Origin of the sequence: Zoogloea sp., from assembly GCF_023150065.1 — a bacterium.
Lineage (GTDB): Bacteria > Pseudomonadota > Gammaproteobacteria > Burkholderiales > Rhodocyclaceae > Zoogloea.
In genome coordinates, this window is record NZ_JAKLLN010000250.1 from 1 (window position 1) to 244 (window position 244).

The window sequence follows — 244 nt, forward strand, 5'->3', positions numbered from 1 at the left end:
GATAGCGCTTGTCGGCGAGGTTGCTCAGCTGCACGGCCAGCCCGGCGGATTCGAAGGCGCCGAGCTTGCCGAAGCGCCAGCCGAACTCGGCGTCGGCGGTGACGAAGCCGGCGGTGGGGTTTTCGGTGCCGTTGGAGAACCGGGTCGCGATGCGGTCCTGCTCGGCGACCGCGCGCAATTGCGCGCGCCACCAGAAGCCACGTTCGGCCGCCTGGCCAAGCCCCAGGGTCAGCTCGGGCGCAGG

At 71.3% G+C, this 244-nt stretch carries 1 pseudogene; it reads right to left on the reverse strand.

Features of this window, described 5'->3' with window-relative positions:
• Positions 1–244: pseudogene (locus L6Q67_RS24525) on the reverse strand (TonB-dependent receptor); the annotation flags it as partial.